Source organism: Streptomyces sp. NBC_00510 (assembly GCA_036013505.1).
Classification (GTDB): domain Bacteria; phylum Actinomycetota; class Actinomycetes; order Streptomycetales; family Streptomycetaceae; genus Actinacidiphila.
Window position 1 is genome coordinate 5,951,980 of the sequence record CP107851.1, and the last position, 25,126, is coordinate 5,977,105.

A 25,126-nucleotide genomic window follows, 5' to 3' on the forward strand; every position below is an offset into this window, starting at 1 on the left:
GCCGTCAGGGGCGGACCGCCGGGGCGGGGGCGCGGCGCTCCGGGGGGAGGGGGGCCGGCTGGCCGCCGTCCTCGCCGAGGAAGACCCGCCGTACGACCCGCTCGGCGGCGTGGCCGTCGTCCCACGGGCAGAAGTGGGCCCGGAACGCGGCCCGCGACTGGGCCGAACGGGGGCCGCGCCAGGTGTCCGTGGTGAGGATGGACAGGAGTTCGTCCTCGCTCCGGGCGACCGGCCCGGGGGCTTCGGCGGTGATGTCGAAGTAGGTGCCGCGGGCGGCCCGGTAGGCCGTCCAGTCCTCGGCGTGGACCACGATCGGGCGGTCGAGGCCGGCGTAGTCGAACATCAGGGGGGAGTAGTCGGTCACCAGGGCGTCCGCCGCCAGGCACAGCTCTTGGACCGACGGGTGGGCGGAGACGTCCAGCACGGTGTCCGGCAGCCCCTCGGGGAGCGTGCCCGAGCCGCCGTGGCCGTCCGGTGCCCGGTACAGGACCACGTGGCCGGGGCCGAGTTCACGGGCCAGCCGGACCAGGTCGACGGGCGGGTGGAAGCCGCGCCGGTAGTCGCGGTGCGCGGGCGCGTACAGGATCGCGGTGGACTCCGGCGGGATGCCCAGCCGGGCCCGGATCCGCCGCACGTCGTCGGCGTCGGCGCGCAGCAGGACGTCGTTGCCGGGCCGCCCGTGCTCCAAGGTGGTGTAGCCGGCGGGGTAGGCCCGCTCCCAGACCACCGTCGAGTGCGGGTTGGCGGACAGGCAGAAGTCCCAGCGGTCGGTGTGGGCCAGCATCCGGGCGAAGTCCCGGCCCGCCGAGGCGGCCGGGTGTCCCTGGACGTCCAGGCCCGTGCGGCCGAGCGGGGTGCCCTGGTGGGTGTGGAGGTTCACCTGGCCGCGCCGCTTGCGGTAGGCGTGCGGGAAGTTGACGTCGTTGACCAGGTAGGTGGCGCGCGCCAGCGCCGTCCAGTACGCGGGCGAGCCGGGCTGGAGCCGGCGTACGCCGCGCGGCAGGGTGGCCGCGTACGCCGGGGTCGTGATCCACGCGGTGCGCAGGTGCGGGGCCAGGTCGCGGACGGCGGCCTCCAGGGCGGCGGGGTCGCCGCCGTAGCCGGCGTAGCGGCGGGCCGCGAAGACGGCGAGGTCCGGGTCCAGACGGCGCCGCCGCTGGATCCGGTAGTGCAGCCGCAGGCCCGCCTCCCGGGCCGCCCGGGCGGTGTCCTTCACCAGCCGCCGCAGCCTCCTGCGCAGCGCGTTGGCGGTGCGCACGGCGTCGAAGACCTGCCGCGCGCCGAGCCGCACGAGCAGCCGCCGGGTGCCGCCGGGGACGCCGTGCGGACGGGAGCCGGGCTCCTGCGGGCGGTAGCGGCGGAAGTGGACGCTGCAGCGCTGGAAGTAGACGCCACGGGCCGAGCGGGGAAGCCGCCCCGGGGTGTTGTAGACCGCCAGCAGGTGGTCGGTCATCCGGCTGAAGAGGGCGGCCCGCCAGCCGTCGAGGGCGGGGTTGCGGTCAAGGAAGGCGAAGACCCGGTCGTACTGGTCGAAGACGTCGAAGTGCCGGCTGCTGGTGGTGCGCAGGATGCTGCCCCGGCGGCGCTGCCGGTAGTGCACGCAGACCCGGTCGAGCACCGCGATGCTGCGGGCGGACAGCAGCAGGGGGTAGGTCCAGGGGACGTCCTCGTACCAGCCGGGCGGGAAGGCGAGGTCGCGGCGCTGGACGAACTCCCGCCGGTACGCCTTGTTCCAGGCGACCGGCAGCAGCCGCAGCAGCTCGGGCCGGTCGTCGAGGGGCCCGGCGGGGCGTGCGTCCTGGGCGAGCAGGGGGGCGCGCTGGTTGCGCACGACGCGGCCGTCCCAGTAGGTGCGGGCGTAGTCGTAGACCAGCACGTCCGGCTCGGCGGTCTCCTTCAGGCGGTCGGCGACGGCCTGAAGGGAGCCGGGCGCGAGGGTGTCGTCGCTGTCGAGGAAGAGCAGGTAGTCCCCGGTGGCGCGGGCCATCCCGGCGTTGCGGGCCGGGCCGAGGCCCACGTTCTCCTTCAGGTGCAGGACGGTCACCCTGCGGTCGCGGGCCGCGAAGCCGTCGAGGATGGCACCGCTCGCGTCCGGGGAGCGGTCGTCGACGGCGATCACCTCGAAGTCCGAGAAGCTCTGCCCGAGCACGGACTCCAGGCACTCGTGCAGGTAGGCCTGCACCTTGTGGGCGGGCACGATGACGCTGAACCGGGGCAAGGCAGCACATCCGTAATGTCGGCTTACGCGGCGTATGCCCGTTATATCCCGGGCATACGCCGCGTACGGCGACCCGTCCGACGACGGAGTGTTGCCCCTCTGGCCTGCGGAGGGTCACGGGGTTACTTCACGGCGCCCGCCATGACGCCGGAGACGAACTGGCGCTGGAAGGCGAAGAAGACGACGAGCGGGACCACCATCGACACGAAGGCCCCCGGTGCCAGGACGTCGATGTTGTTGCCGAACTGCCGGACCTGCTGCTGCAGCGCGACCGTGATGGGCTGCGAGCCGCTGTTGGAGAAGATCAGCGCCACCAGCATGTCGTTCCACACCCACAGGAACTGGAAGATGCCGAGCGAGGCGATCGCCGGGCCGCCCAGCGGCATGATCACGGTGGCGAACAGCCGCAGCTCGCCCGCGCCGTCCAGCCGGGCCGCCTCCAGCAGCTCCCGCGGGATCTCCGCGAAGAAGTTGCGCAGCAGGAAGACGGCGAACGGCAGGCCGAAGCCGACGTGGAAGAGCACCACGCCGATGATGTCGCCGAAGATCCCGATCTCCCCGAACAGCTTCGCCACCGGGATGAGCGCGATCTGCACCGGCACCACCAGCAGCCCCACCACCACGAGGAACAGCCAGTCCCGGCCCGGGAACTCCATCCAGGCGAAGGCGTAGCCCGCCAGCGCCCCGATCACCACCACCAGCAGCGTGGCCGGCACCGTGATCAGGGCGGTGTTGACCAGCGAGGAGGTGACGGCGTCGTTGCCGAGCAGTTCCCGGTAGTTGGTGACGGTCAGCTGCGAGGGCGTGGTGAACACCTTCCACCAGCCGGAGTCGGCGATGTCCACCGGCCCCCGGAAGGAGGAGATCAGCAGCCCCACGGTCGGCATCAGCCAGAACAGGGCCACCAGCACCAGGAACACCCGCAGCACCCCGCCGCCGGTGCGGGCCGCCACCCGCGAGGCGAAGGACTGCCGGGCGGCGGCCGCGGTGGCCCGCGCCTCGGCGGGGCGGCCCGCCGGTTCCGCTGTGCCTGCGACGGTCGTCATCGTCGGGCCTCCCTGCGCAGTCGGCGGATGTTGAAGACCATGACCGGGACGACCAGCAGCAGCAGGACCACACCGATCGCGCTGCCCACGCCCTGGTCGTTGCCGGCCCCGAAGGAGGACAGGTACAGCTGCAGGGCCAGGACGTTGGCCTCGTCCTTGGAGGTGTCGGGCGCGACGATGTAGACCAGGTCGAAGATCTTCATCACGTTGATCATGAGCGTCACGACGACCACGACCAGCACCGGCGCCAGCAGCGGCACGGTGATCCTGCGGAAGACCTGCCACTCGTTGGCGCCGTCGATGCGCGCCGCCTCCATCAGCTCCCGCGGCACCCCCGCCAGGCCCGCCGCGATGAGCACCATGGCGAAGCCCGCCCACATCCACAGGTACGACCCGATGATGGCGGGCGTCACCAGGGTGGGGCCGAGCCAGTCGACACCGTTGTACGGCTCCGCGAAGTTCGACGCCGGCAGCCGCAGTTGGGCCCCGGCCGCCGAGGCGGGCAGCGCGAAGGTGCCGTCCGTGCCGGAGGTGGCCGAGGCCACCACCCGTCCGTCGCGCACAGCCTCGACCTTGACGCCCTCCAGCGCCTTCTCACCGGCGTCGATCACCCCGGGCTCGCCGCCGCCGCCCGGCTTGAAGTCCAGCCACACGGTGCCGGTCACCCCGGGGCCCGCGGCGGCCTGCCGGGCGTCCGCGGTGCCCGCGGGGAGCTTCGCCGCGGGGATGCCGATCAGCGGCAGCCCGACCGCCGTCCCCTGCCCGGCGGCGTCCCGCGTGGTGTACGAGCCCCCTCCCGAGGCCGCCAGCGAGCCGTTCGGCCGCGGCCGGGCCCCGGGGTACGCCGAGGACTCGGCGAAGGTGTCGTGGACACCGACGACGACCGCGTTGGCCGCGCCGCGCGCCGGGTCCTGCTCGTAGACCAGCCGGAAGATGATCCCGGCCGCCAGCATCGAGATCGCCATCGGCATGAAGACGACCAGCTTGAAGGCGGTGCCCCAGCTCACCCGCTCGGTGAGCACGGCGAAGACCAGCCCGAGGGCCGTGGCCAGCACCGGCGCCACGACCACCCAGACCGCGGTGTTGCGCAGCGCCGTCAGGGTGCTGTCGTCGCTGAAGACCGAGGCGTAGTTGTGCAGGCCGACGAAACCCGAGCCGGCCCTGTCGAACAGGCTGCGCCAGGTGGTGTACCCGATCGGGTACACCACCAGCGCGCCCAGCAGCACCAGCGCGGGCAGCAGGAACAGTCCCGCCACCCAGCGCCGGGTGCCCATGACGCTCCTGCCCGGGGCGGAGGGAGCGCCGCCGGGAGCGGCCGGCCCCTTCGCCGTGGCCGCCGTCGCCATCGTGGCCGCCTAGCCGGCGTACGCCTTGGCGGCGTCCGCTTCCAGCTTGGCCTGCGTGCCGGCGACGTCGGAGGGGTTCCTCAGGAAGTCCTGCAGGTCCTTCCACTCGCCCTTGCCCGCGGTGCCGCCGAAGGCCGCCGGGGCCTGGTCGGACATGTCAAAGCGGAAGTCGTCGCCCGCCGCGACCAGGCCCTGGGCGATCGACCGCGAGACCTCGTCCGGGTACGCCGACAGGTCCAGCGACTTGTTCGGCGAGACGAAGCCGCCCGAGGAGGCCCACACCTTCGCCGCGTCGGTGGAGGCGAGGAAGGTCAGCAGCGCCTGCGCGCCCTTGTTGTCCTTCAGCGCCACGGCGACGTCACCGCCGCTGACCACCGGCGCCTTGCCGGAGCCCACCGCGGGGAAGGGGAAGACCTTGGCGTCCTCGCCCACCTTCGCCTTGGTGTTGTCGCCGATGAACGCGCCGACGAAGTCGCCCTCGTAGACCATGCCGGCCTTCGGCGGGTTGCCGGTGAAGGTCTGCGTCACGGACTTCGGGAAGTCGGTCTTGAGCGCGCCGCTCTGCCCGCCGGCGATCAGGTCCTTCTTGCCGAAGAGCTGGGCGAGGGTGGTGAGCGCGTCCTTCACCGAGGGGTCGGTCCACTTGATCTTGTGCTCGGCCAGCTGGTCGTACTTCTCCGGCCCGGCCTGGGAGAGGTAGATGTTCTCGAACCAGTCGGTGAGGGTCCAGCCGTCCGCGCCGCCGACCGATACCGGGGGAGTGCCCGACTCGAAGAGGGTCTCGGCGGTCTGGAGGAAGTCGTCCCAGGTACCCGGCGGTTCGGCGACCCCGGCGTTCTCGAAGGCCGCGGTGTTGTACCAGACCAGCGACTTGTTGGCGGCCTTGGCGTAGACGCCGTACTGCTTGCCCTGGTACGCGCCCAGGTCCTTCCAGCCCGTGGTGAAGTTCTTGTCGAGCTGCGCTTGGACGTCGGAGGAGAGCGGCTTCAGCCAGCCCTTCTGCGCGAACTGCCGTAACACGCCGACCTGCGGGAGGAACGCCACGTCCGGCGGCTGGCCGCCCTCGATCTTCGTACCGAGGAAGGTGGAGACGTTGTCGCCGGTGGGCACGAAGCCGACCTCGGCCCCGGTGCGCTGGGTGAACTCGTCCAGCACCTTCTGGAAGTTCTTCTGCTCCGGCCCGGTCCACACCGCCGCGACCTCGAGCTTCTGGCCCTTGAGGTCCGGCAGCGAGACGCTCCCGCTGCCACCGGAACTGCTCCGGCCCCCACCGGGGTCGCCCTTGTCGTCGTCGCCTCCACCGCACCCGGCGGCCGTCAGCGCCAGGGCGGCCGTCGCCACGGCGGCGATGACCGCTTCGCGTGTACGTCGCGTGCGCCTGCTGGATGTCCGCATCTGCCTGCCCATCCCCTCAGCGCGGACCCGCGCCGCGGTGGCAGCCCGCCGCATGGCCGTGGCAGCTGCGCCGGGCGTCCCGTCCCCGCGTCATCCGCTGTTCCGCGTTCAGTCCTACGCCCTGTCTGATAACCGCCGCAATAGCGCCTCAGCGCACGGCGGTTGGATCGTGACCTTCATGTGACCGGCGGTGCGGCCGGCGCAGGGGACCGGGAGGGCTCAGAGCAGCGGCGGCACCGGATCGGCCGCCGCGGACTCCGCGGCACGCTGCAGGGCACTGGCCAGCAGGGCGAGGTCGGTGGGGCCGTTGCCCAGTTCGCGGACCGGGCGGCGGGTCGGCGGATCGCCCATGCGCTCCCATTCCAGCGGGACCACCGTGGGCCGGAGGGTCGCCGTACGCGGGATCCGGCCACTGACCCGTCCGGCCTGGAAGGCCGTGACCGCTCCGTCCGGCCGGCGCAGGTAACCCCGGCCCGGCAGGGCGTCGTCGACGGTCGCCGGCTCCTCGACGGCGACCAACAGGGCGGCCGACTCCGGCTCCTCGGTGCGCAGCGCGATCCGCAGCCGCGCCGCGTCGTCGGTGTCGGTGCCCGCGGTGCGCTCCGGGCGGCCGGTCGCGGCGACCAGGTGGACGCCGAGACGCTCGCCGTCGCGTGCCACGCCCTCCAGGGCGCGGACCACCGAGCCCGCGGCGGGCCGGCCGGGACTGCCCAGCGCGGGGGCGACCAGGACGTCGAAGTCGTCCACCACGACGACCAGCCGGGGCAGCGGCTCGGTGGTGCGGGTCCGCACCCGCACCGCGCCGCGCACCTGCGGGTCGGCGGCACCGGCCGGGGCGTGGCCCGGCTCCACCTGGCGGGGCACCGCGGGCAGCCGGCGGCGCTCGTGCCACTGCGCGAAGTCGCCCCCGTCCAGCAGCTCGTCACGGCGCCTCAGCTCCGCCGTGAGCGCCTGCGCGAACTCGCGCATCCGCACCGGGTCGGAGGCGGACAGATAGGTGGAGACGTGCGGGAGGTCGGTGCAGGTGCGCAGCCCCTCGCCGCGCTCCGACCCGGCGCCGTCGACGAGGACCAGGGCCAGCCGGTCCGGCCGCTCGCCCGCGGACAGGGCGGCGGCCACCGAACGCAGCAGTTCGGTCTTGCCGGAGCCCGCGGCGCCGCCGACCAGCAGGTGCGGTCCCTCGCCGACCAGGTCGACCAGGACCCGGCCCTCCGGGCCGGCGCCCAGGACCGCCGCGGCCGCACCGCCGGAGGGAGCGGGCTCGGCCCAGCGGGTCGCGATCTTCGCCGGGGTGGCGAGCGCCAGGTCCAGCTCGTCCAGCAGCCGGGCCGTGGGCGGCAGCGCGGAGCGCGTACGGCGGGGCGCGGCGGCGTCGCCCTCCCGCAGCGGGGCGAGGGCGCGCGCGAAACGCTCGGCCCAGGCCGCCGACACCGCCTCCATGGTCATGTGCTCCGGCCCGTGCGGCTCCATCCGCAGCGTCGTCGCGACGTCGCCCTCCAGTACGGCGACGGCACCGCACCCGGCGGCCAGCCGCTCCGGGCTCTCGGCCAGGCACAGCAGGTGCACCCCGACCGACGGGCCGGCGGCCGCGATGCGGCCGGTGGCCTCGCGCAGATAGGCCGAGCCCGGGTCGCCGTCCACCACCAGCAGGGTGTACGGGCCCTCGCGGCGTGCCGCGGCCTCGGCCACCTCCTCCGGCGAGGCGGTCGCCCAGCCCGTGCCGAGCGGGCCCTCCTCGATGCGCCGGACCACCTCGGACACGCGGGCCTCCGCCTGCTCCCGGTCCGTGGCGGTGAGCAACCGGCAGTCCTGGCCGTGCGCCGGGCGCAGATGCGGCAGCCAGTTCAGCCACCCCCACTCCTCGGCCCGCTGTTCGGCGGGACGGGAGCGGTCGGCGTTGACCAGGACGACCTCCAGCACGCCGGGCGGGTGCAGGGCGCACAGCTGGGCGATCACGGCCCGGGCCAGCCCGGACAGCCGGGGGCGCGGTCCGGCGAGGCCCAGCACATGGGTGTGCGGGTCGCGCAGGTCGACGGTGAACGGCACGGCGGGCAGCGTCCGGAAGCCGTCCTCGGCGGTCAGGTCGGCGGTGCCGAGCCGGACCGTGAGCAGGTCGGGATGGCCGAGGGCGCGCTCCCACAGCCGCGGGCCCGGCCCGAGCGCGGTGAGCAGGACGGCCGCGGGATCGGGCCAGCGCTCGCGCAGCGCGGCGGCGTCGGCCTGGTCGTACGTCGTCCCGCCGCCCCCGGGGCCGTCGGCGCCCGGGGCGCCGCGTCCGGCCGCCAGGCGCCTGGCCCAGCCCCCTATGGCCCCGGCCATCCGGCTGCCGGCCTCCGCGGCCTTCCCGCCGCCGCGGCGGCCCTGGGGCAGCGCGACCGTGCGGGTCTGCTCGGACAGGCCGCGCTGCGGGGTGTCCCGTCGGGCCGGGGTGCCCGGTGCGCCCTCCGCCGGCCCCGGTCCGGGCGCGGGAGCGGCGAGGGCGTCCACGCCGACGTTCCCGGCGCCGGTGCCGGTGGTCGTCGGACCGTCGGCGGGCACCGCGTCCCGGGCGGCGGGCCGCTCCCCGGTGCCGTCGGCGGGACGGGCGGGACGCCAGGTCGCCACGGGGCCGCTGTCCGGCCAGGAGGTCGGGGGGAGGGACACCTGGAGGTGCCCCTCGGCGTCGGGGACGGCGGGGACGGAGGCGGGCGGCGGGGGGACGGCCGAGCCCGGGGGCGTGGGCTCCAGCCGGAGGGTCGACTCGCCGATCCGCAGCAGCGTGCCGGCGGGGAAGGGGACCGCGCGCTCGCCCACGGGAGCCCCGTCGAGGGTGGTGCCGTTGGTGGAGCCGAGGTCGACGACGGTGACCCGGCCCTCGCCGTCCACCGTGATGGCACAGTGCAGCCGTGAGACGTCGGGGTCGTCCAGCGGGACGTCCGCGTCCGCGGACCGGCCGACCCGGATCCGGCCGCCCTGCAGCAGGTGGACGCCGCCCGCGTCGGGCCCGCCGACGACGTGCAGCCGGGCGGCGGCCGTGGGACGGCCGCCGTCGTGCCCGTCGGCGGGGGAGTGCAGCGACAGGACGGCGCCGTCGAGCAGGGGCGGCACGCCGAGGACGGCGGTGGCCGGGTCCAGGCGCTCGGCGCCCGCGTACAGCGGGGGTGTGGACTTGCCGGCCCGCGCGGGCTGGCCGGAGCCGCCCGAACCGGACGCGAGGGCGCCGGCCACGGCACTCAGGGGAGTGCCCGCGGGCGCGGTGACCAGCACGTCGCAGGAGCGCGCCGCGCGGCCGCCGCGCGGCCCGAGAACGGTCAGCCGGATCTGCATCTCCGTCCACGGTCCCTTCTGCCCGGATCCACCGCGGTGCGGGCCCCCGACCCCACCCCGCCGTGCCCGGGACGTCGACACGTACAAGAACGGACCGGCGGGCTCCCCTTGCTCGGCTGACCCAGCCGGCTCGGCGATGCGCGTTCCGCGACACGCATCCTCCCACCCGCCGCCGACAGCTCGCCGCCGGTGCCCACCTTTGCGATCTTGAATGGTCAGCATTGGGCGGAAAAAGCAACCAAACGACCGTACCCCGCGTCCTAACCCCACACCCGCCCCGTACCGGAACGCAGCCCCGCTCCCACGTGGCGGCACTACAGTGGGCGAAACAGGCCACGGACCAGGCCAAGATCCAGGGAGCGCGAACGTGCGGCCGGTAGGCAGCAAATACGAACTGGTGGAGCCGCTCGGGCGCGGAGCCACGGGCACCGTGTGGCGGTCCCAGGTGCGGGACACCGGCGAGGTCGTCGCGATCAAGGTGCTCAAGGAGGAGCTGGCGGGCGATCCCGACATCGTCATGCGCTTCCTCCGGGAGCGGTCGGTCCTGCTGAGGCTGCGCCACCCGCACATCGTCCGGGTCCGCGACCTGGTCGTTGAGGGTGAGCTGCTCGCCCTGGTGATGGACCTGGTCGAGGGTCCCGACCTCTACCGCTACCTGCGCGAGAACGGCCCGTTCTCGCCGGTCGGCGGCGCCCTGCTGACCGCCGCCGTGGCCGACGCGCTGGCCGCCAGCCACGCCGACGGCGTGGTCCACCGCGACCTCAAGCCCGCCAACGTCCTGCTCGCCACCGTCGCCGGCCCGGACGGCACCCAGCAGATGCACCCGATGCTGACCGACTTCGGCATCGCGCGGCTGGCGGACTCGCCCGGCGTCACCCGCACCCACGAGTTCGTCGGCACGCCCGCCTACATAGCGCCGGAGTCGGCCCAGGGCCGTCCGCAGACCTCCGCGGTGGACATCTACGGCGCCGGCATCCTCCTGTACGAACTGGTCACCGGCCGCCCGCCGTTCCGGGGCGAGAGCGCGCTCGAAGTGCTGCACCAGCACCTGAGCGAGGAGCCGCGCCGTCCCTCCACCGTGCCCGAACCGCTGTGGACGGTGATAGAGCGCTGCCTGCGCAAGGAGCCCGGCGAACGCCCGAGCGCGGAGAACCTGGCGCGCGCCCTGCGCGTCGTCGCGGCGGGCGTGGGCGTGCACTCCTCCCCGGCGCAGTCCGAGGCGGCGCTCGGCGTCGCCGCGCTGCTCGCGCCGGACCCGGCACCGGCCACCGTCCCGGACACCCCGCTCGTCCCGCCGGGCACCGCCGACCCCACCCAGGTGCTGCCGAACCGGTCGCCCGTCGGCGCGTACGACGCGTACGACCCCAATGCCGCCACCAGCGTCCTGCCCGCCTCGGCGGGGGGCGCCGCCGACGCGACCCGGGTGATCCCGGGCGGCTCGGCACCGACCGCGTCCGGCGACGGCACCCGGGTGATGCCGCCGGTGCCGGACGGGCCGCCGGACTCCGGTGTCCCGCAGGGCCCGCATCCGTGGGAGTCGCAGCTCAACCGCGCCCGTGCGCGCGCCGAGCAGACCGAGATCCAGTACCTGGACCCGGAGCAGGACCCGCTGCGCCGCAGGCCGCGCCGGCAGCCCGCCGCCCAGCAGCCGCAGCAGCCGCAGCAGCCTCCCCAGGCGTACCAGCAGCGGCCGCAGCAGCCCCCTCAGTACCGGCAGCCCTCGCAGCCCGCCTACGCCCCGCAGCCGCATCCGCAGCAGTACGGCCAGCAGTCGCAGCCCCAGCCCCAGCAGTACGCGCCGCGGCCGCAGCAGCCCGCGCCGCGCTACGAGCAGCCGCAGCACCAGCGGTACGAGCCGCAGCGCCCGCCCGCGCCCGAGCCGGCACCGCGCCGTGAGCCGCGCCCCCGCAGCGCCAACCCGATGAAGATCCCGGGACTGGGGTGCCTCAAGGGCTGCTTCACGATGATCGTCGTGCTGGTCGTGATCTTCATGCTGGCCTGGTACCTCACCCCCCTGCAGGACTGGCTGAACACGGGCAAGGGCCTGTGGGACACCGTGACCGGCTGGATCAGCGAGGTGTGGAACTGGGTCTCCACCATCGGTGACACCGCCAACAGCGCCCCGGACGTCCCGAACGTCCCCGGCGGCAACCAGTAGCGGCGTGCGGCGGCGCCCCCGGCCGGGGGCGCCGCCAGCCGCGCCCCCAACTGAGCGCGCCGGGGCGGCGGATGACGTGGCGCCACCCGCGTGCGGGGCCCGGTTCCGTCAACGCCGAGCGGTGCGCCGTCACCTCTCCGATCCGCCGATGTTGGTGATTTGTCGACTTCTGGAGGGTGATTTCTCCCGGAGAAGCCGCACTCACCCCTGACAGGTTCCCCCAACCGGCTCGCATCCGCGTAGCTTTGTCGCCAACACGACGGCACGTCGGAGGAGTCGGAGCAGCCTTGGGACGGAAGATCGGCAGCCGGTACACCGCACACCAGGTGCTGGGGCGGGGTTCCGCCGGCACGGTGTGGCTGGGCGAGGGCCCCGAAGGCCCGGTCGCCATCAAGCTGCTGCGCGAGGACCTCGCCTCCGACCAGGACCTCGTCGGCCGCTTCGTCCAGGAGCGCACGGCCCTGCTGGCGCTCCACCACCCGCACATCGTCGGCATCCGCGACCTGGTGGTCGACGGTTCCGACCTCGCGCTCGTCATGGAACTCGTCCGCGGCACGGACCTGCGCTCCCGGCTGGAGCGCGAACGCAGGCTCACCCCCGAGGCGGCCGTCTCCATCACCGCGGACGTCGCGGACGGCCTGGCCGCGGCCCACGCCGCGGGCGTCGTCCACCGCGACGTCAAGCCGGAGAACGTCCTGCTGGACTCCGCCGCCCCGCCCGGACCGGGCGGGGCGCCCCCGGCACTGCTCACCGACTTCGGCATCGCCCGGCTGGTCGACTCCCCGCGCCGCACCCGGGCCACCCGCATCATCGGCACCCCCGACTACCTGGCCCCGGAGATCATCGAAGGTCTGCCGCCGCGTGCCTCCGTCGACATCTACGCCCTCGCCACCGTCCTGTACGAGCTGCTCGCCGGCTTCACCCCGTTCGGCGGCGGTCACCCGGGCGCGGTGCTGCGCCGGCACGTCACCGAGTCCGTCGCGCCGCTGCCCGACCTGCCCGACGAGCTGTGGCAGTTGCTCTCCCAGTGCCTGGCCAAGGCCCCCGCCTCCCGGCTGAGGGCGGCCGAGGTCGGCGCGCGGCTGCGCGAGCTGCTGCCCGCGCTCGCCGGGCTGCCCCCGCTGGAGGTGGACGCGCCCGGCGACCACCACGGCGAGGACGCGTACGACCGGGAGCCCGGTTCCGTCGCCGAGCCGTACGACCCGCCGGCCGGCCAGCCACGTGGTGCCGTGCCCCTGGTCCGTGGCTCCGCACCCGACTCGACGCGTGACACGCACACCAGCATCAAGCTGCCCACCGCCGAGGAGCTGGCCGGCGGCGGGGCCGCCGCGATGCCCGGCCAGCGCGCCCGGCACCGCCACCGGGCCGTCCCCGACGCGCTCCAGCGCCGCCGCGTCAAGATCGGCGCCGCGGCGGCGGCCGCCCTGGTCGTCGGGCTCGGCGGCTGGGCGATCGCGGCCTCCGGCTCCGACGACGACGGCGGCTCCAACAGCCGGGAGGACAAGCCGTCCGGGCAGGCCTCGACCACCCCGACCGCCCCCACCGGCGCCGCCGCCTCCCCGCAGGGCGCGGTCAGCACCCCGGCGGGCACCGCCGAGGACGCGGCGCTGCGCTGGTCCGGCTACACGGCGCTGCCCGGCTTCCCGGACCGCGACGTCCACCCGGTCGGCGGCCCCCGCGCGATCTCCGTCTCCGGTACGACGTACGTGTTCACCCGGGGCAGCGACAAGAACGTCTGGTACCTGGTCTCCGGCACCTGGCACCGGCTCACCGGGATAAGCGTCGCCGACGACCCCTCGGTCGTCTCCTCGCGCGCCGGGCAGCTGGACGTCTTCGCCCTCGGCACCGACCACAAGGTCTACCGCCGCACCCTCAGCGGCGGCGCGTGGGGCGACTGGTACCAGGTCGACCAGCCCGCCCGTTTCACCACGACCCCCGCCGCCGCGTCCTCCGTGCCCGGCCGGATCGACCTGGTGGGCTGCTCCGGCGGTGACCTCGTCACCTCCTCCTGGGTCGACGGCCGCTGGAACGCCTGGGCGCTGGTCCCCACCGCGGGCCGGGTCACCGCCGCTCCCGGGCTGGTCTCGGCCGCGTCGGGCACCCTGGACGCCTTCGCCGTCCGCAAGGCCGACGGCGCCGTGCTGCGCCTGCCGTACGTGAACGGCGCCTGGCGCCCCTCCGAGATCGTCACGGGCCTGGACGCCACGGGCCGCCCCGAACCCGCCGTCTCCGGCGGCCGGCTCTTCGTCCTCGCCCCCGCCGACGACGGGGCCCTGGCCGCCGCCGTCTCCGACGGCGGCACGTGGACGCCGGTGCCGCTGTCCGCCAGTACCCCCTCCCACCCCGGTCTGACCACGGCGGACGACACCCTGACCCTGTACCTGCGCCGCGCCGACGGCACGCTCGCCCACGCGTCGGCCCCCGTCCCCGTCTGAGCGGCGCGGGACCTCCCGGCCGGTGGGCCGGGCCGCCCCGGCTCACCGGCGCGGCAATGCGCGGCGTGCCGGTACGCTGGGGGACGTGGCAGTCCTGGATGTATCCGAAGAGCTCAAGTCCCTCTCGTCGACCATGGCCTCGATCGAGGCCGTTCTGGACCTCGACAAGCTGAGGGCCGACATCGCCGTGCTCGAGGAGCAGGCGGCGGCGCCGTCGCTGTGGGACGACCCCGACGCGGCGCAGAAGATCACCAGCAAGCTGTCGCACCTGCAGGCCGAGGTCCGCAAGGCCGAGGCGTTGCGCGGCCGCATCGACGACCTCGGGGTGCTCTTCGAGCTCGCCGAGGCCGAGGACGACGCGGACACCCGCGCCGAGGCCGAGACCGAGCTGGAGTCGGTGCGCAAGGCGCTGGACGAGATGGAGGTCCGCACCCTCCTGTCCGGCGAGTACGACGCCCGTGAGGCGCTGGTCAACATCCGCGCCGAGGCCGGCGGTGTCGACGCCGCCGACTTCGCCGAGCAGCTGCAGCGGATGTACCTGCGCTGGTCCGAGCGGCACGGCTACCCAACCGAGATCTACGAGACCTCGTTCGCGGAAGAGGCCGGCATCAAGTCCACCACCTTCGTGGTGAAGGCGCCCTACGCCTACGGCACCCTCTCCGTCGAGCAGGGCACCCACCGCCTGGTGCGCATCTCGCCCTTCGACAACCAGGGCCGCCGCCAGACGTCCTTCGCGGGCGTCGAGGTGCTGCCCGTCGTCGAGCAGAGCGACCACGTCGAGATCGACGAGACCGAGCTGCGGATCGACGTCTACCGCGCCTCCGGCCCCGGCGGCCAGGGCGTCAACACCACCGACTCCGCGGTCCGGATCACCCACATCCCGACCGGCATCGTGGTCTCCTGCCAGAACGAGCGCTCGCAGATCCAGAACAAGGCCAGCGCGATGAACGTGCTGCAGGCCAAGCTGCTGGAGCGGCGCCGCCAGGAGGAGCAGGCCAAGATGGACGCCCTCAAGGGCGACGGCGGCAACTCCTGGGGCAACCAGATGCGTTCCTACGTCCTCCACCCGTACCAGATGGTCAAGGACCTGCGGACGGAGTACGAGGTCGGCAACCCCCAGGGCGTCCTCGACGGCGACATCGACGGCTTCCTCGAGGCGGGCATCCGCTGGCGCAAGCAGCAGGAGCAGGGCGCCGGCGTCTGACGCGTCGTCAACGTCCCGGACTTCCACGACTGCCGCCCGACGGGCGGCAGTCGTCGCGTTCCGGGGCAGCCGAGCCCGCACGGGGGTGGCGCGGCTCCGGCCACGGAGGCGTGCGCGGACGGTCCGGCCCGGGCGCCGACGGTGCCGACCGCACCGTCGTCGGCGGCAGCGGATTGGTCACCCAGGGTCACGGCAACGCGAGCCGGCCGGGGTGCCGCCACGACGCTCGCGGGCGGGTGCCGGCTTCCGCCCGACGCCCCGCCTGACCGGCTGCGGCCACGACTGCGCGCTGCGAGGCCCACACCCGGACCCGGGAGCCCCCGTGCGTCCACGGGAGGCCCGGGAACGCCGCAGGGGCCCGCAGCGTCGAATGCGCCGCGGGCCCCCGTGCTTGCTGTCTGTGTGCGCCGCGCTACACGGCGGCCTCGTGCACCACCCACGCCACCGCGAGCAGGGCGACCAACAGGGCGATCAGTGCCGCCGGGGAGATGGCCGCGAAGGGGTTCTCCTGCTGCATGCGGGCGCGGTGGGCGCGGCAGACCGCACAGCGGCCCTCGCTGACGGGGCCGGCGCAGTTGGCGCACACCAGTCGGTCGACTGTCATGCGGTGGCCTCCTCCCAGGCGGCCTGGCGGCCGCTCCATGAACAACGCGCGACAGGGGCGGTACGTTCCCGAGCCCCCGACCACTGTGCCAGTTTCCGGGACGCTCGGCGCGCCCCGCGTGATTCCTGCGACTCCGAAGAGTGACGCATGTGGCCAATGCCTGCTTTGTCCCCCCGTGGTCGATGGATAAACCCGTCATCCCGGACCGCGGACTGCGCGGGCCGCGGCCATTCGCGTAAGGTCGCCTCCGATCCCCTGTATCCGGAGTGCGACCGTGATCCGATTCGACAACGTCACCAAGACCTACCCCCGGCAGAACCGTCCTGCACTTCGGGACGTGTCGCTGGAAATCGAGAAGGGTGAATTCGTCTTCCTGGTGGGCTCCTCCGGCTCCGGGAAGTCGACCTTCCTGCGGCTGATCCTGCGCGAGGAGCGGACGGACACCGGCATGGTGCACGTCCTCGGCAAGGACCTCGCGCGGCTGTCCAACTGGAAGGTGCCGCAGATGCGGCGCCAGTTGGGCACCGTCTTCCAGGACTTCCGCCTGCTGCCCAACAAGACGGTCGCGGAGAACGTGGCGTTCGCCCTCGAGGTGATCGGCAAGCCGCGCGGCACCATCCGCAAGACGGTCCCCGAGGTGCTCGACCTCGTCGGCCTCGGCGGCAAGGAGGACCGCATGCCGGGCGAGCTGTCCGGTGGTGAGCAGCAGCGCGTGGCGATCGCCCGGGCGTTCGTCAACCGCCCGATGCTGCTGATCGCGGACGAGCCCACGGGAAACCTCGACCCGCAGACCTCCGTGGGCATCATGCGGCTGCTGGACCGCATCAACCGGACCGGCACCACCGTGGTGATGGCCACCCACGACCAGAACATCGTCGACCAGATGCGCAAGCGCGTCATCGAGCTCGAGAAGGGGCGACTGGTCCGCGACCAGTCCCGCGGCGTCTACGGCTACCAGCACTGAGCCTGGGCCCCGCCCTGCACACCGCAGCCTTCTGAAAGGACAACATGCGCGCCCAGTTCGTGCTCTCGGAGATCGGCGTCGGTCTCCGGCGCAACCTCACCATGACCTTCGCGGTCATCGTCTCCGTGGCCCTCTCGCTCGCGCTCGCCGGCGGCTCGTGGCTCGCCCGCGAGCAGGTCGACTCGATGAAGGGCTACTGGTACGACAAGGTCCAGGTGTCGATCTTCCTCTGCAACAAGAACGACGCCAAGACCGACCCCAACTGCACCAAGGGCGCCGTCACCGAGGAGCAGAAGCAGGACATCGAGAAGCAGCTCAAGGCGCTGCCGCTCGTGGACAAGTACTTCCACGAGAGCGCGGAGGACGCCTACAAGCACTACAAGGAGCAGTTCTCCGACTCGCCGCTGGCCGACTCGCTCACCCCGGACCAGATGCAGGAGTCGTTCCGGGTCAAGCTCAAGGACCCGACGAAGTTCCAGGTGGTGGCGAGCGCCTTCCAGGGCCGTCCCGGCGTCCAGGAGGTGCAAGACCAGAAGGCCCTGCTGGACAACCTGTTCGGGCTGCTCAACGGCATGACGCTGGCCGCGCTGGTGGTGCTGGCGTTCATGCTCGCGGTGGCGATGATGCTGATCGTCAACACGGTGCGCGTGTCGGCCTTCAGCCGCCGCCGGGAGACGGGGATCATGCGGCTGGTCGGCGCGTCCAGCTTCTACATCCAGATGCCGTTCATCATGGAGGCCGCGTTCGCCGGTCTGGTCGGCGGTGGCCTGGCCTGTCTGATGCTCCTCGTGGGCCGCTACTTCCTGATCGACCACGGCCTTTCGCTGCAGACCAAGGTGCCGCTGATCAACTTCCTCGGCTGGGGCGAGGTGGCACAGGTGCTGCCGCTGGTGCTGGTGGTGGGCATGCTGATGCCCGCGCTGGCGGCCCTGATCGCGCTGCGCAAATACCTCAAGGTCTGATCCGCGCCAAGGGCGCTGTACGGCCAACTTTCCGTACAGCGCCCGCTTCTCGCCTAGACTGCCCGACGTGCTGAGCCACCGTCCGTCCGGGAGACCGCGCCGCCTGCGCCGTGCCGCGGCGCTGACGCTGGTCTTCGGCGCGGTCCTGGCGACGGGTGCCGCGGCGGGTTCCTTCGGGGACCTGGGCGGGGAGCGGCGGACGCCGCCGCACTCCCGCATCCCGGCCGGCACCGTCGCCGACACCGACGAGATCGCCGAGGCGATCGCGGAGGGCAAGGTCGGCCCGCAGGCGGCGGAGGCCCTGGTCAGCCGTAGCGGCGACCGCTGGTCCTCCTTCTACACGGCCCAGGAGTACGAGGGTTTCCAGCAGTCCCTGGACGGCCGGTACGTGGGGGTCGGCCTGTGGGTGCGACGCACCGAGGACGGCCGCATCGGCATCGACCGCGTCCAGTCCGGCAGCCCCGCCGCCCGGGCCGGTGTGCACGCCGGGGACCGGCTGATGAGCATCGACGGCACGGAGGTCACCGGCCGTCCCGTCACCGAGGTCGTCGCCCGGCTGCGCGGTTCCGACGCGGCCGGCACCGCCGTGGCCCTGGGCCTGCGGCGCGGCGCGCGCTCCTGGGCGGTCTCCCCGCGGCGCGCCCTGCTGCCGACGGAGTCCGTACGGGTGCGGCACGTCCCCGGCGGCGTCAGCGTCGTCAAGGTGGACGCCTTCACCAAGGGTGTCGCCGGGCAGGTCCGCGGCGCCCTGGCCGGCCGGCCGGGGCACAAGGGCATAGTCCTGGACCTGCGCGGCAACTCCGGAGGCCTGGTCACCGAGGCCGTCGGTGTGGCCTCCGCGTTCCTGGACGGCGGCCTGGTCGCCACGTACGACGTCCACGGCAGGCAGCAGGCGCTCTACGCGGCCGACGCCGGCGACACCGACACCCCGCTCGTCGTGCTCGTGGACGGCGGCACGATGAGTGCGGCCGAACTGCTCGCCGGCGCCCTGCAGGACCGCGGCCGTGCCGTCGTCGTGGGCTCCCGCACCTTCGGCAAGGGATCGGTGCAGATGCCCAGCCGGCTGTCGGACGGCTCGGTCGCCGAGCTCACCGTCGGCCACTACCGGCTGCCCGCGGGTCGCCGGGTGGACGGACGCGGGGTCGAGCCCGACCTGAAGGTCACCGGTGGCGCGGACGCCGAGTCCGAGGCCCTCCAGGTGCTGGACGGTCTGGGCACGCCGGCCCGCTGACCGGCGCGCAAACCGGTACCCCCGGCCCCGCCGAGGTGCGAGAATGGCCGCGCTATGGCAAAGGAAACGGGTCGCAAGCTGATCGCGCAGAACAAGAAGGCGCGGCACGACTACCACATCCTCGACACCTACGAGGCGGGCCTGGTGCTCACCGGCACCGAGGTGAAGTCGCTGCGCCAGGGACGCGCTTCCCTGGTCGACGGCTTCGGCCAGCTCGACGGGGGCGAGGCGTGGCTGCACAACGTGCACATCCCCGAGTACACCCAGGGGACGTGGACGAACCACTCGGCGCGGCGCAAGCGCAAGATGCTGCTTCACCGGGAGGAGATCGAGAAGCTCTTCCAGAAGTCCCAGGAGACCGGTCACACGATCGTGCCGCTGTCCCTGTACTTCAAGGACGGCCGGGCGAAGGTCGAGATCGCGCTGGCCAAGGGCAAGAAGGAGTACGACAAGCGGCAGACCCTGCGCGAGAAGCAGGACCGCCGCGAGTCCGACCGGGCCATCTCGGCGGCGCGCCGCCGGCAGCGGGGCGACTGACCCCCGGGAAATGCGCTGGCCTCCATGTACGTCGGTCACGTACGATGGTGTCAGCACCACCGGGCCGTGACGGCCCGGTGAGCAGTTTGAAAAATCAACATGGGGATGATCGGTTTCGACTGGGGATGTCGAAGCAGGGGAAGCGAGCCGAGAAAGCGGCAATGATCTCGTAAACCATATGCCGAAAACAATAATCGCCACTTCTAAGCGCGATTCCTCCGCCTTCGCTCTCGCTGCCTAATTAGCAGCTAGCGAAGACTCCGCGGAGTGTCAGCCCGGGGCTGTTCCCGACCCGGATCCTGGCATCAGCTAGGGGACTAAACCACTGAGTCCGGCCACGGGGCTCGGTGGGAAACCAAACAGTGGCTGGGCCCGTCGGCGGCTTGTCCGCGTGACTGCCGGGGCCGAGAAAAGCACAGCGGACTGCGCTCGGAGAAGCCCTGATTCTGCACCACAGGACGCGGGTTCGATTCCCGCCATCTCCACTGACCCAACGGAAGGCGATGCCTGCCGCGCACTGCGCGGCAGGCATCGCCTTCCGTCGTTTCCGAGGTCCGTCGCCTCGCCGCACGGCGTCCCGCCCGGCTGTGGCCGGCGTCCCGGCCGGCGGCTGACGGCCGGTACGTCAGGCCCGGCGCCGGGCCGTCCGCAGGGAGGCCGCCGCGACCAGCGCCGCGGTGGCCGCGGCGACCGCCGGTATCGCGTACGCGGGCACCGCACCCCGGTGCTCCACGACGGACCCCGCGGCGAAGGAGCCTGCGGCGATGCCGCCCAGGAGGGCCGTGACGGCCAGCGTCATCCCCTCGTTGAGGCGGCCCGGCGGGACCCGGCGCTGGATCAGGGCCATGCCGTTGATCATCGTGGGCGCGGTGGCCATGCCCGCCAGCAGCAGCGCGGGGGCCAGCAGCCACAGGCCGCCGAGGGCCGCCGCGGGCAGCGGGCCGAGCATGAGGACGGCCATCAGGGCGACGCTCGCGGCGAAGCGGCCCCCCGCGCCGCCACGGGGCCGGCGCAGCCCGTACAGCAGGCCCGCCGCGCACGAACCCGCCGCCTGGAGGGCGAGCACCGCCCCGGCGGCGCCGCGGTGCCCGTGGGCGTCGGCGAAGGCGATCGTGGTGACCTCCAGGGCACCGAAGACTGCCCCCGTCGCCAGGAACGTCAGCAGTACGGCCGGTACCGCGGCCCGCCCGGCCCCCGCCCCCGGTCCGGCGGTGGCCCGCGGCACCGGCGGCGGTTCGGTGCCGCGCTGCGCGGCGAAGACCAGGATGCCGCCGAAGAGCAGCAGCGCCCCCGTCAGCGTGCCGGCCTCGGGGAACAGCGAGGTGCACAGGAAGGCCGCGAGGACCGGGCCGAGCATGAAGCAGACCTCGTCCGCCGCCTGCTCGAAGGAGTTGGCGACGTGCCGGCCCCGCTCGTCGTCCCGGTACAGGTGCGCCCAGCGAGCCCGCGCCATGCCGCCGGTGTTCGGCGTCGTCGCGGTGGCGGCGTACGCGGCGAACAGGGTCCAGGCCGGGGCGTGCAGCCGTACGCACACCACCAGCGCGAGCGAGCCCAGCGCGGCGAGCCCCGCGGCCGGCACGGCCACCCGGGCCTGGCCGTGCCGGTCGGTCAGGCGCGCGGTCCAGGGGGCCACCACGGCCGTCGCGGCGAGCCCGGTGGCGGTGACCGCCCCGGCCAGCGCGTACGAGCCGTAGCCGGCCGCGATCATGACGACCGCGCTGACGCCGAACATCCCCATCGGGAGCCGGGCCAGGAGGTTCCCGGTGGTGAAGGCCCGGGTGCCGGGCAGGGCGAAGAGCCGCCGGTAGGGGGCGGCGAAGGCGAGCGCGGTCATGCGACCACCCTCCCGGGGCGCCCCCGGTGCGGTCCAACACCTGATCAGCGCCCATTGACGCGTTCCCGTTGTCAATCGCGGACGTGTTCAATGGGCGGATGCCGCACGCCATCGACCCGCGCCTGCTGAGGGCCTTCGCCGCCGTCGCGGAGGAACTGCACTTCACCCAGGCCGCCGCCCGCCTCCACGTCGCGCAGCAGGCGCTGAGCCGGGACGTCCGGCGCCTGGAGCGGGAACTGCGGGCCGAACTGTTCGTGCGGACGACCCGCTCGGTGCGGCTGACCGCCGAGGGGGAGCGGCTGCTGCCGTACGCCCGGCGCGTGCTCGCCGCCCACGACGAACTGGCCGCCGCCTTCGCGCCCACCGGCCGTCCGCTGCTCGTCGACATCGGCGCGCCGGTGGGCACCGGCCACCGGGTGCTGGCCGCCGCCCGCGCCGCCGCGCCCGAACTCGAGCTCACCGCGCGCTTCCACAGCGGGCTCACCGGCGCCGCCGCCGGGATCCTCGCCGGCCGCCTGGACGTCTCCTTCGGCCGCGCGGCGGGCCTGGCCCCCGCCGTGCTGGACCGGCTGGAGCACCTGCCGGTCCGCTACGAGCGGATGGCGGTGCTGCTCCCCGCCGGCCACCGGCTGGCCCCGCTCGCCGAGGTGCCGCTCGACCGACTCGCGGGGGAGTCCCTCTACGCCGCCGCCGGGAACCCGGACACCGCCGAGTGGACGGATCTGGCCCAGCGCCTGTTCCGGGGCCGGGGCATCGCCGTCGCCGCGCCCTTCCCCGCCATCGACGGCCCGGAGGAGTTTGTCCGCCTGGTGCGCAAGCACCGCTGGCCCGTCCTGGCCAGCACCGAGTTCATCGACCTGCCCGGCTTCGTCCTGCGCCCGCTCACCGGCCCCGTACCGCTCGCCCCCGTCTCCATGGTGTGGCGGCGCGGACTGCGCCACCCCGCACTGGACGCCCTGCTCCGCGCCGCGCGCCGGCTCGCCGCGGAGGACGACTGGCTCACCGTGCCGGACGGCGCCTGGCTGCCGGAGCCGGACGCCCGCGTGATGGCGCCCCCGGCGCTCACACCGGGCCCGCGCACCGGGTGAGAGCAAGGTTGCGTGGCGGTCACCTCAGGCCATCGGGAGGAAACGCGCCGTTCCTACCGTCGTGGGCATCACCCGACGAGCGACATCAGGGCCTGGAGGCGTCATGACTGCCGCGAGCACCACAGCACGCAAGGGCGGCCGCTGGATCGAACGGTGGGACCCCGAGGACGAGGGGTCCTGGGAGAACGGCGGCCGGCGCGTCGCCCACCGGAACCTGCTCTTCTCCGTCCTGTCCGAGCACGTCGGCTTCTCCGTCTGGACGCTCTGGTCGGTCATGGTGCTCTTCATGGGCCCGGAGTACGGCATCGACCCCGCCGGGAAGTTCTTCCTGGTCGCCATGGCCACGGCGGTCGGCGCCCTGGTCCGCGTCCCGTACACCTTCGCCGTCGCGCGCTTCGGCGGCCGCAACTGGACTGTCCTCAGCGCGCTCATGCTGCTGCTGCCGACGATCGCCGCCGCCGTCGTCATGGAGCCCGGCACCTCCTACGGCACCTTCCTCGCCGTCGCCGCGCTGACCGGGGTCGGCGGCGGCAACTTCGCCTCCTCCATGACCAACATCAACTCCTTCTTCCCGCTCCGGAAGAAGGGCTGGGCGCTCGGCCTCAACGCGGGCGGCGGCAACATCGGCGTGCCGGTCGTCCAACTGGTCGGCCTGCTGGTCATCGGCACGGCCGGCGCCGGCCACCCGCGGCTGCTGCTCGCCGTCTACATCCCGCTCATCGTGGTCGCCGCCACGCTCGCGGCCCTGTACATGGACAACCTCGCGCCCGTGCGGAACGACACCGGCGCGGCCGCCCTGGCGGTGAAGGACGCCCACACCTGGATCATGTCCTTCCTCTACATCGGCACCTTCGGGTCCTTCATCGGCTACAGCTTCGCCTTCGGGCTCGTCCTGCAGAACCAGTTCGCCCGCACCCCGCTGCAGGCCGCGTCCGTCACCTTCGTCGGCCCGCTGCTCGGCTCGCTGATCCGCCCGGTCGGCGGGCGGCTCGCCGACCGCTTCGGCGGCGCGCGGATCACCCTGTGGAACTTCCTGGCGATGGCCGCCGCCACCGCCGTGATCGTCCTCGCCTCGGCACAGAAGTCCCTGGCGCTGTTCTCCGGCGCCTTCGTCGCCCTGTTCATCCTGACCGGCCTCGGCAACGGCTCGACGTACAAGATGATCCCGGGCATCTACGCCGCCAAGGCCGCGGCCAAGGGCCTGACCGGCGAAGCCGCGGCCTCCTACGGACGCCGGCTGTCCGGCGCCGCGATGGGCCTGATCGGTGCCGTCGGCGCGCTCGGCGGCCTCGGCATCAACCTCGCGTTCCGGCAGTCCTTCCTCACCCGGGGCACCGGCACCCCGGCGTTCGTCACCTTCCTGGCCGTCTACGCGGTCTGCTTCGCGGTCACCTGGGCCGTATACCTGCGCAGGCCCGCGCCGGCCCCCGCCCCGGCGGCCGTGCCCGGTGCCGGGGCCGAGCCGGAGCCGCGGCTCTCCTACGCGGAGGTGTAGCCCCGGCGAACTGCGTAACAACGGGGAAATGCCGGTGAACCCGGACCGTCACCGGGGCTTGGAACCATGCGCGCAACGGGGCGCGCGACTCCGGGACCCGGGACGGTCCCGGCCTCCGTTGCACGTGTACCTCCGGCGGAGCGAGGCAGAGCCATGCAAGTGCGACACCCAGACGTCCTCCCCTTGGCGGGCTTCACGGTCGGCGTCACCGCGGCCCGCCGCGCCGACGAACTGTGCGCCCTCCTCGAACGGCGCGGCGCCGTCGTGATGCGGGCCCCCGCGCTGCGGATCGTCCCGCTGCCGGACGACACCGAACTGCTCGCCGCGACCAAGCGGCTGCTCGACCGCGGCCCCGACGTCGTGGTGGCCACCACGGCGATCGGCTTCCGCGGCTGGATCGAGGCCGCCGACGGCTGGGGGCTCGGCGAGCCCCTGCTGGAACGGCTGCGCCACGTCGAACTGCTCGCCCGCGGCCCCAAGGTGCGCGGCGCGATCCGCGCGGCCGGGCTCAGGGAGTCCTGGTCGCCGGCGTCCGAGTCGATGGCGGAGGTCCTCGACCGCCTGCTGGACGAGGGCGTCGACGGCCGGCGCGTCGCCGTCCAGCTGCACGGGGAGCCGGTGCCCGGCTTCAGCGAGGCACTGCGCGCGGCCGGCGCGGAGGTCGTGAGCGTCCCCGTCTACCGCTGGATGCCGCCGGAGGACCTGGGCCCGGTCGACCGGCTCATCGACGCGGCCGTCGCGCGCGGACTGGACGCGGTCGCCTTCACCAGCGCCCCCGCGGCGGCCTCGTTGCTGGACCGGGCCGACCGCCGGGGCCTGCGCGGCGAACTCCTCGACGCCCTGCGCCACGACATCCTCCCGGCCTGCGTGGGCCCCGTCACGGCGCTCCCCCTGCAGGCCCACGAGGTGCCCACCGCCCAGCCCGAACGCTTCCGCCTCGGGCCGCTCGTCCAGCTGCTCGCCGCGGAGCTCCCGGGGCGGGTGCGTCCCCTCCCCGTCGCCGGACGGCGCCTGGAGATCCGCGGCCACGCGGTCGTCGTCGACGGGGAGCTGCGCGCCGTCCCCCCGGCCGGGATGGCCCTGCTCCGCGCCCTCGCCCGGCGCCCCGGGTGGGTCGTCTCCCGGGCCGACCTGCTCCGGGTGCTGCCGGGGGCGGGGCGCGACGAGCACGCCGTCGAGACGGCGATGGCGCGGTTGCGGGCGGCGCTGGGGGTGCCGAAGCTCATCCAGACGGTGGTAAAGCGGGGGTACCGGCTTGCGCTCGATCCGGCTGCGGACGCCAAGTACGCCTCCGCGTGACCCG

Annotated in this window: 16 protein-coding genes, 1 other RNA gene and 1 pseudogene; 11 read left to right on the plus strand and 7 right to left on the minus strand. The window is 73.9% G+C overall.

What is annotated here, in order from left to right:
* Window positions 1-4: 4 nt before the first annotated feature.
* The 5 genes from OG937_26865 to OG937_26885 form a co-directional block, all read right to left on the minus strand.
* On the minus strand, window positions 5-2,218 hold the full coding sequence (locus tag OG937_26865; GenBank protein WUD75057.1) for a bifunctional glycosyltransferase family 2 protein/CDP-glycerol:glycerophosphate glycerophosphotransferase: 2,214 nt from the start codon (window positions 2,216-2,218) through the stop codon (window positions 5-7).
* A 122-nt stretch (window positions 2,219-2,340) separates the two neighbouring features.
* Window positions 2,341-3,264 carry a carbohydrate ABC transporter permease gene (locus tag OG937_26870; GenBank protein ID WUD75058.1) on the minus strand — a complete coding sequence of 308 codons (924 nt, stop codon included), beginning with the start codon at window positions 3,262-3,264 and terminating at the stop codon, window positions 2,341-2,343.
* The gene (locus OG937_26875) at window positions 3,261-4,538 is read right to left on the minus strand and encodes a sugar ABC transporter permease (protein WUD75059.1); all 1,278 of its coding nucleotides are present in this window, start codon (window positions 4,536-4,538) and stop codon (window positions 3,261-3,263) included. The genes OG937_26870 and OG937_26875 overlap by 4 nt, the downstream gene beginning before the upstream one ends.
* Before the next feature lie 81 nt (window positions 4,539-4,619).
* Window positions 4,620-6,005 carry an extracellular solute-binding protein gene (locus tag OG937_26880; GenBank protein WUD75060.1) on the minus strand — a complete coding sequence of 462 codons (1,386 nt, stop codon included), beginning with the start codon at window positions 6,003-6,005 and terminating at the stop codon, window positions 4,620-4,622.
* Between the two features lie 219 nt (window positions 6,006-6,224).
* The gene (locus OG937_26885) at window positions 6,225-9,311 is read right to left on the minus strand and encodes an FtsK/SpoIIIE domain-containing protein (GenBank protein ID WUD75061.1); all 3,087 of its coding nucleotides are present in this window, start codon (window positions 9,309-9,311) and stop codon (window positions 6,225-6,227) included.
* 367 nt (window positions 9,312-9,678) lie between these two features.
* On the opposite strand from OG937_26885, the gene OG937_26890 reads away from it, so the two are divergent.
* From OG937_26890 to prfB, 3 genes and pseudogenes are all read left to right on the plus strand, one after another.
* On the plus strand, window positions 9,679-11,469 hold the full coding sequence (locus OG937_26890) for a protein kinase (protein WUD75062.1): 1,791 nt from the start codon (window positions 9,679-9,681) through the stop codon (window positions 11,467-11,469).
* Between the two features lie 287 nt (window positions 11,470-11,756).
* Window positions 11,757-12,950, plus strand: a pseudogene (locus OG937_26895) (serine/threonine protein kinase).
* Window positions 12,951-13,989: 1,039 nt separating this feature from the next.
* Entirely contained in the window at window positions 13,990-15,108 is a 1,119-nt protein-coding gene (gene prfB / locus OG937_26900; GenBank protein WUD75063.1) for a peptide chain release factor 2, read from the plus strand.
* Window positions 15,109-15,520: 412 nt separating this feature from the next.
* Here the strand turns inward: prfB and OG937_26905 are convergent, their stop codons facing one another.
* Entirely contained in the window at window positions 15,521-15,712 is a 192-nt protein-coding gene (locus OG937_26905; protein WUD75064.1) for a hypothetical protein, read from the minus strand.
* Window positions 15,713-15,986: 274 nt separating this feature from the next.
* Here OG937_26905 and ftsE point away from each other — a divergent pair, with 274 nt between their 5' ends.
* The 5 genes from ftsE (at window position 15,987) to ssrA (ending at window position 19,894) form a co-directional block, all read left to right on the plus strand.
* Window positions 15,987-16,676 (plus strand): cell division ATP-binding protein FtsE, encoded by a 690-nt coding sequence (ftsE, locus tag OG937_26910; protein WUD75065.1) that lies wholly within the window; start codon window positions 15,987-15,989, stop codon window positions 16,674-16,676.
* A gap of 44 nt (window positions 16,677-16,720) precedes the next feature.
* Entirely contained in the window at window positions 16,721-17,638 is a 918-nt protein-coding gene (ftsX, locus tag OG937_26915) for a permease-like cell division protein FtsX (GenBank protein WUD75066.1), read from the plus strand.
* Between the two features lie 67 nt (window positions 17,639-17,705).
* Window positions 17,706-18,869, plus strand: coding sequence for a S41 family peptidase (locus tag OG937_26920; protein WUD75067.1), 1,164 nt, complete (start codon window positions 17,706-17,708; stop codon window positions 18,867-18,869).
* Window positions 18,870-18,923: 54 nt separating this feature from the next.
* Entirely contained in the window at window positions 18,924-19,406 is a 483-nt protein-coding gene (gene smpB, locus OG937_26925) for an SsrA-binding protein SmpB (GenBank protein WUD75068.1), read from the plus strand.
* A gap of 101 nt (window positions 19,407-19,507) precedes the next feature.
* Window positions 19,508-19,894: a transfer-messenger RNA gene (ssrA, locus tag OG937_26930) on the plus strand.
* Between the two features lie 137 nt (window positions 19,895-20,031).
* On the opposite strand, the gene OG937_26935 is transcribed toward ssrA, so the two are convergent.
* Window positions 20,032-21,240 (minus strand): MFS transporter, encoded by a 1,209-nt coding sequence (locus tag OG937_26935; GenBank protein ID WUD75069.1) that lies wholly within the window; start codon window positions 21,238-21,240, stop codon window positions 20,032-20,034.
* Between the two features lie 98 nt (window positions 21,241-21,338).
* Here OG937_26935 and OG937_26940 point away from each other — a divergent pair, with 98 nt between their 5' ends.
* The 3 genes from OG937_26940 to OG937_26950 all read left to right on the plus strand — a co-directional run bounded on the left by OG937_26940 (window position 21,339) and on the right by OG937_26950 (window position 25,122).
* A complete protein-coding gene (locus tag OG937_26940; protein WUD75070.1) occupies window positions 21,339-22,328 on the plus strand; it encodes a LysR family transcriptional regulator in 990 nt (329 codons plus the stop codon).
* 103 nt (window positions 22,329-22,431) lie between these two features.
* Entirely contained in the window at window positions 22,432-23,823 is a 1,392-nt protein-coding gene (locus OG937_26945; protein WUD75071.1) for a NarK/NasA family nitrate transporter, read from the plus strand.
* A 153-nt stretch (window positions 23,824-23,976) separates the two neighbouring features.
* Complete coding sequence (locus OG937_26950; protein ID WUD75072.1) at window positions 23,977-25,122, plus strand: uroporphyrinogen-III synthase; 1,146 nt, start codon at window positions 23,977-23,979, stop codon at window positions 25,120-25,122.
* The last annotated feature ends 4 nt before the right edge of the window (window positions 25,123-25,126 follow it).

Bases quoted from the DNA above. Each gene is read 5' to 3' on its own strand.
- OG937_26870 (WUD75058.1), bottom strand. From the start codon at position 3,264: ATGACGACCGTCGCAGGCACAGCGGAACCGGCGGGCCGCCCCGCCGAG.
- OG937_26875 (WUD75059.1), bottom strand. From the start codon at position 4,538: ATGGGCACCCGGCGCTGGGTGGCGGGACTGTTCCTGCTGCCCGCGCTG.
- OG937_26880 (WUD75060.1), bottom strand. From the start codon at position 6,005: ATGCGGACATCCAGCAGGCGCACGCGACGTACACGCGAAGCGGTCATC.
- OG937_26885 (WUD75061.1), bottom strand. From the start codon at position 9,311: ATGCAGATCCGGCTGACCGTTCTCGGGCCGCGCGGCGGCCGCGCGGCG.
- OG937_26905 (WUD75064.1), bottom strand. From the start codon at position 15,712: ATGACAGTCGACCGACTGGTGTGCGCCAACTGCGCCGGCCCCGTCAGC.
- ftsX (WUD75066.1), top strand. From the start codon at position 16,721: ATGCGCGCCCAGTTCGTGCTCTCGGAGATCGGCGTCGGTCTCCGGCGC.
- smpB (WUD75068.1), top strand. From the start codon at position 18,924: ATGGCAAAGGAAACGGGTCGCAAGCTGATCGCGCAGAACAAGAAGGCG.
- OG937_26935 (WUD75069.1), bottom strand. From the start codon at position 21,240: ATGACCGCGCTCGCCTTCGCCGCCCCCTACCGGCGGCTCTTCGCCCTG.
- OG937_26940 (WUD75070.1), top strand. From the start codon at position 21,339: ATGCCGCACGCCATCGACCCGCGCCTGCTGAGGGCCTTCGCCGCCGTC.
- OG937_26945 (WUD75071.1), top strand. From the start codon at position 22,432: ATGACTGCCGCGAGCACCACAGCACGCAAGGGCGGCCGCTGGATCGAA.
- OG937_26950 (WUD75072.1), top strand. From the start codon at position 23,977: ATGCAAGTGCGACACCCAGACGTCCTCCCCTTGGCGGGCTTCACGGTC.